This window comes from Arthrobacter sp. Y3223166 (genome assembly GCF_059090935.1).
In genome coordinates, this window is the sequence record NZ_JBNHGE010000024.1 from 38,490 (window position 1) to 47,166 (window position 8,677).

Here is an 8,677-nt window from a genome sequence, read left to right on the forward strand (position 1 = left end):
TGGCTGTGCCCTGCGCGTCCGCCTGCTGAGACTTCCCCACCTGCACCCTGCGCTCATGCCTGTGGAGACTGCCTTGGCTGTGCCCTGCGCGCCCGCCCGCTAAGACTTCCTCAGCTGTGCCCTGCGCGCCCGCCCGCTGAGACTTCCCCACCGGTGCCCTGCGCACCCGCCCGCTAAGACTTCCTCAGCTGCGCCCTGCGCGCCCGCCCGCGCCGAATCGCTAGGTCAGGCTAGGAGTGGTTGGGGTGGGATGTGGGTTTGCCAGTAGGAGTTGCGCAGCGGTTTGCGGCGCGGGTCGATGTAGTCCGGCGGGGTGAACCAGGGGATGCCGTCGACGACGTTGATCTCCCAGTTCCCTTGCTCGATCAGGTCGTGGTGGAGCAGGCAGAGGCACACCCCGTTGTTCACGTCGGTGCGGCCGCCGGCCCACCAGGGGATGATGTGGTGCGCCTCCGTCCAGAACGCGGGCATGCTGCACCCGGGGAAGGCGCAGCCCTTGTCCCGGGCGACCAGGGCCCGGCGGATCGCGCGGTTGAAGAACCGTTGGGACCGGCCCAGGTCCAGGATCTCGCCTTCGGAGCCCAGGACGGCCGGGATGATTTCGGCGTCGCAGGCCATCCGGCGGACCGTGGTGGCCGAGACCGGGCCGGTGAAGACCGCGCTGCCGCCGCCGGAGAGCAGCCCGGCCAGCTGCTCGTATCCGGTGGTGACGATCATCTGGGTGCGGTGCCCGCCCGAGTCCGGAAGCCTGCCGGTGTTCAGCGCGATCCGGCAGGCCCCGACCAGGCCCGCGAGCAGCTTCTGCGCCCGGGTGGCGTCATCCATCGCCTCCACCACGGCCGGATCCACGCCGGCGGGGCCTTCACCCGGCAGACCGGGTTCAGAACCCGACGACGTGTCGTCCCGCGGGTCGGAGATTCCGCCGTCGGCAGCCTCAGCAGCGCCGTCAGCCTCAGCGGTGCCTGCCGCACTCTCCACACGGGGCCCGGCTGCATCAGCGTTATCGGTGCCCGCCTTTGTGGTTGCTGCATCAGTGTTGGCGCTGCCCGTTGCGTCTGCTCCGCCTGTGCCTGCGGTGGTGCCGCCGTTGGCGGCAGGGGCGTTGGCGGCGGTTTCGATGGCGTCGGGGCGGATCCTTGGGTTCGCGGCGCTGTTCATCACGGTGGCGAGAGCCTCGTACTGGGCGTCGGTGGTGTTGATGACGAACTGGTGCAGCCCGCGCCGCCGGCCCCGGTAGAACATGCCCTGCCGGGCCCGCAGTTCCTCCTCGGACGGTTCGGCACCGTCCTGGTCGACCGCGGTTTCCCACGTCCTGGCCACCATCACCAGGGTGTCCGCATCCGCGTCCAGGGCCTGCCGGACCAGCGACGCTTCCATCGCCTGCAACGCCTCCAGGCTACCGGCGTGGCGGGCGCGGTGCAGGGAATCAACTACCAAGGCCGCGGACTGGCCGCTGACCTCCCCGCCGGCCATGGCCTTGGCCAAGACCGGCAGCGCCGGCGCACCAGGTTCCCCGTCCAACCGCACCGGCGCGGTGATCGCCTTGCCCACCCGCAGCCGGCGCCGCGCCTCGACTATCCCGATCCCCAACCGCGAGCGCAGATACTCCGCCGTGTTCGCGAACTCCGTCTTGCGGCGGCGCCGCACCTGAGCTGCCCCGGACCTGTCCGGGGTAGCGGTGGCCGCGCTCCCGGTGTTGATCGCTGCCGCCGGGTCCGCCCACTCCCCCGCCCCCGCGGTGCCCGACGCGGCGGCACCGGCCTCTGCGCCGGGTCTTGACGCCGGCGCGGTTTCCCCGGTGGCGGCGATGTCCGCCCGCTCCACCGCGTGGGCGCCGACCGCCTGCAGGAACTCCACCAGCTTCGAAACGCCCTCGACCGCCGCCACCGTATTGGCCAGGTCCCTGTTGCACAGGGAAGAGAACTCAACGGGGAAGCGATCGGCGACATCTTGCAGCAGGACACACGCCTGGTCCAGAGATGCTTCCATCTCCCCGGTGCGGTCCAACGGTGCAAGAGCCATACCACAATTTTATTCGTACACAGATTCGATAGCCATCAAAAGGGCCCTGTGTGTAGGAGTAGTGCCCTAGGGCAATGCATTCCAAGCGGAAGCACAATGCTGGGCGAAGCACGGCGCCAAGCCGAAGCACTGCGCCGCGATGCTACGTCGAAGCGGCCGACTCCGCATGCGCCTCGCGCCATCTGGACCAGCCGTACAGACTCAAAATTCCCAGCAGGACGGTGAACACGATGCCGTCCAGTGCAAACAGGACCTGCGGGTTTGCGTTCACTGCCCCTCTTGCCAGGCCCATCAGCGAGAGGGCGACGCCGATCCACCAGGCTTCGATGACACCGCGCGCCAGACCGAGGTACAACAGCGGAGTCAGCAGGCTAACGACCGCTGCCTCAGCAATGGCCGCCGGGTCGGCCATGTGCATCAGCATCATGGGCAGCACGTCGACACCGAAGAACAGCACGACAAGCACCATCAGGCAGGCCGCGGCCAGCCAGTCGGGCCGCTGGACCGGATGGACAAGAAACCCGCCGGCCGCTGACCGCCGGCGCCACCGCCACCATCCGTAGGCCGCCACCGCGGGCAGCACCAGGACGGCAAGGCTAAAAGCGCCCGTCACTCCCATCAACACCAGGGACAGGACCGGTTCCACCAGCAGCACCAGCCAGCCGGCCGGCTTCCGAAGCACCAAGAGCAGGACGCCGGCCACCTGCAGCAGCGGAAAGAGCATTGATGTCCACAGGAACGACCCGAAGCCGTGCACGACGTCTGCCAGATCCATGCCCGCCCCCGTTGGTGAATTGTTCCGCACAGCCTAGCAAGCATCGGTTTCCCCACGGGTCGGCTCGGGGGGTGCCAACAGTGACCAGCGCCTCAACGCGGTCGCTAGGATAGTTGCTGCAGTACACGAAGCCCTCCGAACCACTGCAACGAATCGACCACATGACTGAGTTATCCCTTTGGCGCTCGATCGCCCGGCTCAAACACTATGTCCGGCCCATCCTCCCCCGGCTGATCCTGGGATTCTTCAGCGCCCTCGGCGCCAGCCTGGTGGCACTGGCCATTCCCCAGGTCTTGCGTGGCCTGGTCGACACCATCCATACCGGCGGCCGCCCCTCGGAAGTCTGGGGCCCCGCCGTCGTCATTGCGGTGCTGGGCGTGGCCGAGGCCGGGCTGGTGTACCTGCGGCGCGTGTTCGCGATCGCGCCCGCCACGGACGTGGAGATGGGCATGCGCACCAGCTTCTACCGGCACGTGCAGCATCTGCCGGCCGCCTTCCATGACCGCTGGGGCTCGGGCCAGCTGCTTTCCCGCTCCATGGCCGACCTGGGACTGATCCGGCGTTGGCTGGCGTTCGGCTCCCTCATGCTGGTGGTCTCCTTCGTGACGGTGGTCGCGGGGCTGGCGCTGATGTTCGCGCTGAACCAGTTGCTGGGACTGATCTTCCTGGCCGCCGCCGTGCCCCTCGTCTGGCAGGGGTTCCGGTTCCGTACCGCATTCGGCGCTTCCTCCCGGCTGAGCCAGGACCAGGCGGGCGACCTCGCCACCACCGTGGAGGAATCGGTGCACGGGATCCGGGTGCTCAAGGCCTTCGGCCGCGGCAAGTACGCGCTGGAGAACTTCCACGGCCAGGCCGAAGAACTGCGCCAGACCGAACTGGCCAAGGCCCGCACGCTGTCCAAGTTCCTCGCCACCGTCGTGTCGCTGCCCGATCTGGTGCTGGGCGCCGCGTTGGTCATCGGCATCATGCAGGTCTCCGGCGGGCACATGACCGTCGGCGACCTGGTCGCCTTCTTTGCCACCGCCGCCGTGGTGGCCGGTCCGGTGGAAGCGATCGGTTCCCTGATGGGCATGACGCTGACGGCGAAGACCGCACTGGACCGGCACTTCGACGTGATGGATACGGAGAACACCATCATCGACCCGGACGTTCCCGCACCGGCCGGCCCCGTGCGCGGGGAACTGCGCCTGTCCAACGTAGTCTTCCGCTATCCCGACGCCGCCGCGGACGCGGCCCCGGTTCTCGACGGCGTGGACCTGCACGTGCGCGCGGGTGAAACCCTGGCGCTGGTAGGGGTCACCGGCTCGGGCAAGAGCACCCTGCTGCAGCTGATTCCCCGGCTGTATGAGGTCACCTCCGGCGCCGTGTTCCTGGACGGTACGGATATCCGTCATCTCCCGCTGGCCGAGCTGCGCGCCCGCGTGTCGGTGGCCTTCGAGGACTCCACGCTGTTCTCCACCTCGGTCCGCGACAACGTGCTGCTCGGTGCCCGCCCGGGCCGCGAAGATCCCGAAATCCTCCTCTCCCGGGCGCTCGAGGTGGCGCAGGCCGGGTTCGCCTATGACCTGCCGCAGGGCGTGGACACGCGGATCGGCGAGGAAGGACTAAGCCTGTCCGGCGGGCAGCGGCAGCGGATCGCCCTGGCCCGGGCCATCGCCGCGCAACCGGCCGTGCTGGTGCTGGACGACCCGCTCTCGGCCCTGGACGTGCGGACCGAAGAAGCGGTTACGCAGCGGCTGCGGGAAGAACTGCGCGGCACCACCACCGTGATCGTGGCCCACCGGCCCTCCACCGTGGCGCTGGCCGACCGGGTAGCGCTGCTGCAGGACGGACGGATTACTGCGGTCGGCAGCCACTCGGAGCTGCTGCGCAGCAGCACACACTACCGGTACGTGATCGCCTCGCTGGCGGCCGAGCCCATGGTCGAAGACGTCCTGGACGCAAAGGAAGCCCGATGAGTTCCATGACCGGAGTCGCCGGCGAAGACAACATCAACCTGGACCAAACCGACCGCAGAGCCGTCAGGCGGCGCTCCCTGCGGCTGCTGGGCGAACTGGTGTCCCCGCACAAGCGGCTGTTCGCGCTCTCCATCGTGCTGGTGGTGGCCAGCAACGCCGCCCGGGCCGCCGGTCCGGTGCTGGTGGCCTTCGGCATCAACAATGCGCTGCCGGCCTTCACCGGCGGCGACACCATGCCCCTGGTGCTGGTCGGCGCCGCCTACGCCGCCGTCGCGATCGCCGGCGGATCCCTGCTGGCGGCCTACATCTACGTCACCGCCCGTCTCAGCCAGGCCATGCTGCTGGCCCTGCGGGTCCGGGTCTTCCGGCACACCCAACGGTTGAGCCTGGAGTTTCACGAAACCTACACCTCCGGCCGGATCATCTCCCGGCAGACGTCGGACCTGGAGGCGCTGCGGGAACTGCTGGACAACGGCGTCACCCAGCTGACCTCCGGCGTGATGTTCATGCTCTTCACCGCCATCAGCATCGCCGGACTGGACTGGAAGAGCGGGCTGATCATCCTGGTCGCCGCCATACCCATCGCCTTCGTTACCCGGTGGTACCAAAAGGGCTCCGAGCTGGCCAACCGCGCCTCCCGGGTGGTGTCGGCCCGGCTGATCGTGCACTTTGTGGAAACCATGACCGGCATCCGAGCCGTCAAGGCCTTCCGCCGCGAGCACGACAACTCCGACCGCTACAACAAGCTGGCCGCCGACTACCGCGGCGCGACCCTGCGGAACATCAGGTACTTCGGCGTGCTCCAGCCGGTGCTGAACGGCGTCGGCAACCTGACCGTGGCCGTGGTGCTGTTGATCGGCGGCTTCCGGGTGCTCGACGGCGATCTTGCCATTGGCACCCTGGTCGCGGTGCTGCTGGCCACCAAACAGGTCTTCCGCCCCACCGAACAGATCGCCATGTTCTACAGCTCCTTCCAGTCGGCGGCCTCCGCGCTGGAGAAGGTCTCCGGGCTGCTGGAGGAAGAACCGACCATCGTTCCCCCGGCCCGGCCGGTCCCGCTCAAGGACGCCCGCGGCGCGATCCGGTTCCGTGATGCCGTCTTCGGCTACGGCGACGGCCGGGTGGTGCTGCCCAGGCTGGACCTGGACATTCCCGCCGGCCAGACGGTCGCCGTCGTCGGGCAAACCGGGGCCGGCAAGTCCACCGTGGCCAAACTGATCGCCCGCTTCTATGACCTGACCTCCGGGTCGCTCACCCTGGACGGGATCGAGCTGCGGCAGCTGTCCAACGAAGACCTGCGCCGCGCCGTCGTGATGGTCACGCAGGAAGCGTTCCTGTTCAGCGGCAGCGTCGCGGAGAACATCGCTCTGGGCAACCCGGAGGCCAGCCGAGCGCAGATCGAGGACGCCGGCCGCGCCGTCGGCGCCCACGAGTTCATCCTGTCTCTGCCCGAGGGCTACGACACCGACGTGAACAAGCGCGGCGGCCGCGTCTCTGCCGGCCAGCGGCAGCTCATCTCCTTCGCGCGCGCGTTCCTGGCCGACCCGGCGGTGCTGATCCTGGACGAAGCCACCGCGTCGCTGGACATTCCCAGCGAGCGCCAGGTCCAGGAGGGCCTGCAGACGCTGCTGGGCAACCGCACGGCGCTGATCATCGCGCACCGGCTTTCCACCGTCGAGATCGCCGACCGGGTGCTGGTCATCCACGAGGGCCGGGTGGTCGAGGATGGGCCGCCGGCGGAACTGATCGCCGGCGACGGCCGCTTCGCCCAACTGCACGCCGCGTGGAAGGACTCGCTGGTCTGACCGGGGCCGGGCCGCGTCCGGTCTGACCAAGGCCTGCCCGGGCCCTCGCCGATTTCTCCTTTGGGGGCTGTCTCCGCTATTCTTGAACAGTTGCTTTCGCGGCCGTCACGACGACGGCGGGGGCAACGGTATCGGGGTGTGGCGCAGCTTGGTAGCGCGCGTCGTTCGGGACGACGAGGTCGCAGGTTCAAATCCTGTCACCCCGACGAATCACCGGGAACTCCCGCCGCTCTTCGGAGCGGCGGGAGTTCTTGCTTTTCCGCTCCCGGAACCGGTTTGTACCGGACGAAAGTTGTGAACCCGGCCCAAAAGCGGGAAGTATGGACCCATGGGGTCTCTGCAGCGCTCGGCGCTCATCGTAGGGGCCGGAATCGGCGGGCTCGCCACTGCGCGGGCCTTGCAACGAACCGGCTGGAAAGTCCACGTGGTCGAACGCGCCGGAACGCTGCAGCAGCTGGGCACCGGGCTGACGATCTGGGCCAACGGGACACGCGCCCTGCAGCGGCTCGGCGTGCTGGACGCCTTTGAAGAGGCCTCCCTCCCGGTCGGCGGCAGCTCGCACGACCAGTTCGGCAACGTGCTGTCCACGTTCAGCAGCGACGACCTCCGGCAGCGCTACGGCCACCCGCTGCGTTCCATCCACCGCTCGGACCTCACCACGCTGCTGAACGACTCGCTCTACGTCAACACGGTGCATCTGGGTTTGCAGGCGGTGAAGTTCCGGCGCGATCAGCACGGCGGGACGGTCACGCTGAACAACGGCGGCTCCCTGCACGCGGACCTGGTGGTCGGCGCCGACGGCCTGCGCTCGCTGGTCCGCCACGACCTAATCGGCGACGGCGCCCCGCGGGCCTCCGGCATCACCGCCATGCGCGCGGTCTGCCCGATCGGCGACCTCGATCCGGGCTGGCTGCCCTGGGGCGAGTCCTGGGGCAACGGGGAGGTCTTCGGCATGATCCCGCTGCCGGGCGGCCTCATTTACTGGTACGCCACCATGCCCAACCACGTGCTGGCGCAGGACGACGAGGTCCTCTGGCGCACCCTGGCCCTGCAGCGCTTCGAGGGCTGGCACCCGGCCGTCCGGGCGGTCATCGGCGCCACCAAGAGCCAGGACATCATGGCGCACGAACTGTTCGACCGGAAACCCGCCGCCGTCTGGTCCGGCAGCCACGCCACCCTCGTGGGCGACGCCGCGCACCCCATGCTGCCGTTCCTCGGCCAAGGCGCAAGCCAGGCCCTCGAGGACGCGGTCGCGCTGGCCGGCGCGCTGAACGCCGACTGGAACATCACCACGGCCCTGCGCAACTACGAACGGGCGCGGGGCCCGCGCACCGCCAAGGTGGTCGAGCGCTCGCGCAAGATGGCAGCCATGGCACGGCAGCAGAAGCCGTGGAAGCAGAAGCTCCAGCGGACGGTAATGAGCAAGGCGCCGCAGGCCCTGGTCTTCAAGCAGTTGGACGACGTCGTCGGCCGCGTCGACAAGTGACCCGGGGGCCCCGCGGCACCCTCTCCCATTGACTCTGCCCGCGCCCCGTATTGGAATGGAAGATAACTCCGTCAGCAGGGGTGCCGATGTTCCTCGCAGAGTTCGCGCAGCTGGCCGTCGCCACGGCCGTGCTGGCTGCCGTGGTTTTCCTGACCTCCTACGCGGTGGAACGCGGCCTGCGCCGCCGCCCCGATCCGGACACCGCGTTCTGGTACTGCTTTTCCGGGCTGTGCTGCGCCCTGGCCGTGGTGCTCGCCGCCGCGGTCGTCTTCCCGTCCGCCGTGCCGCTCTGGCTGCTGCTCGCTGCCGGCTGCGCCGCGCCCGCCGTCTGGCGGATCAGCCGTACGGCCGCCGCCGCCATCCGCTACCAGGACAGCCGGGACTGGCATGAAGCCGCGGCCCGGCACGACGGCCTCCGGTCCCGCTGGCTGGCCTATGAACTGGATCCGGCGCTGGCCATCGATTACCCGGACATGTCCGACGTCTCGCGCCCGGCGACCGCTGCCATGCTCCGGGCCCTTAAACGTGCGGACGCGCTGCGTTCCCTTGGTCCGGGCGACGACGGCGGTGCGGGCGGCTATCCCGCGGCCGTCGCCGAAGCCGCGGCCCGGCTGGCGGCCGCCGAGCGCGC

General features: G+C 69.2%; 6 protein-coding genes and 1 tRNA gene. 5 read left to right on the forward strand and 2 right to left on the reverse strand.

Annotated features, from left to right (window positions below; genetic code table 11):
* Window positions 1–225: 225 nt before the first annotated feature.
* Together AC5RUH_RS11565 and AC5RUH_RS11570 are read right to left on the reverse strand one after the other, a co-directional pair.
* Entirely contained in the window at window positions 226–2,022 is a 1,797-nt protein-coding gene (locus tag AC5RUH_RS11565; protein ID WP_494128628.1) for an HNH endonuclease signature motif containing protein, read from the reverse strand.
* A gap of 142 nt (window positions 2,023–2,164) precedes the next feature.
* Entirely contained in the window at window positions 2,165–2,797 is a 633-nt protein-coding gene (locus AC5RUH_RS11570; protein WP_494128629.1) for a nicotinamide mononucleotide transporter, read from the reverse strand.
* A 161-nt stretch (window positions 2,798–2,958) separates the two neighbouring features.
* On the opposite strand from AC5RUH_RS11570, the gene AC5RUH_RS11575 reads away from it, so the two are divergent.
* From AC5RUH_RS11575 to AC5RUH_RS11595, 5 genes are all read left to right on the forward strand, one after another.
* Entirely contained in the window at window positions 2,959–4,755 is a 1,797-nt protein-coding gene (locus AC5RUH_RS11575; RefSeq protein ID WP_494128630.1) for an ABC transporter ATP-binding protein, read from the forward strand.
* The gene (locus tag AC5RUH_RS11580; protein WP_494128631.1) at window positions 4,752–6,560 is read left to right on the forward strand and encodes an ABC transporter ATP-binding protein; all 1,809 of its coding nucleotides are present in this window, start codon (window positions 4,752–4,754) and stop codon (window positions 6,558–6,560) included. Before AC5RUH_RS11575 ends, AC5RUH_RS11580 begins: the two co-directional genes overlap by 4 nt.
* Before the next feature lie 132 nt (window positions 6,561–6,692).
* Window positions 6,693–6,766: transfer RNA gene (locus tag AC5RUH_RS11585), tRNA-Pro, on the forward strand.
* Between the two features lie 122 nt (window positions 6,767–6,888).
* The gene (locus AC5RUH_RS11590; protein WP_494000669.1) at window positions 6,889–8,046 is read left to right on the forward strand and encodes an FAD-dependent oxidoreductase; all 1,158 of its coding nucleotides are present in this window, start codon (window positions 6,889–6,891) and stop codon (window positions 8,044–8,046) included.
* Window positions 8,047–8,132: 86 nt separating this feature from the next.
* Window positions 8,133–8,677, forward strand: a 545-nt coding sequence (locus tag AC5RUH_RS11595; protein WP_494128632.1) for a hypothetical protein, incomplete at its 3' end; no start/stop codon positions are given.

Bases quoted from the DNA above. Each gene is read 5' to 3' on its own strand.
- AC5RUH_RS11565 (WP_494128628.1), bottom strand. From the start codon at position 2,022: ATGGCTCTTGCACCGTTGGACCGCACCGGGGAGATGGAAGCATCTCTG.
- AC5RUH_RS11570 (WP_494128629.1), bottom strand. From the start codon at position 2,797: ATGGATCTGGCAGACGTCGTGCACGGCTTCGGGTCGTTCCTGTGGACA.
- AC5RUH_RS11575 (WP_494128630.1), top strand. From the start codon at position 2,959: ATGACTGAGTTATCCCTTTGGCGCTCGATCGCCCGGCTCAAACACTAT.
- AC5RUH_RS11580 (WP_494128631.1), top strand. From the start codon at position 4,752: ATGAGTTCCATGACCGGAGTCGCCGGCGAAGACAACATCAACCTGGAC.
- AC5RUH_RS11590 (WP_494000669.1), top strand. From the start codon at position 6,889: ATGGGGTCTCTGCAGCGCTCGGCGCTCATCGTAGGGGCCGGAATCGGC.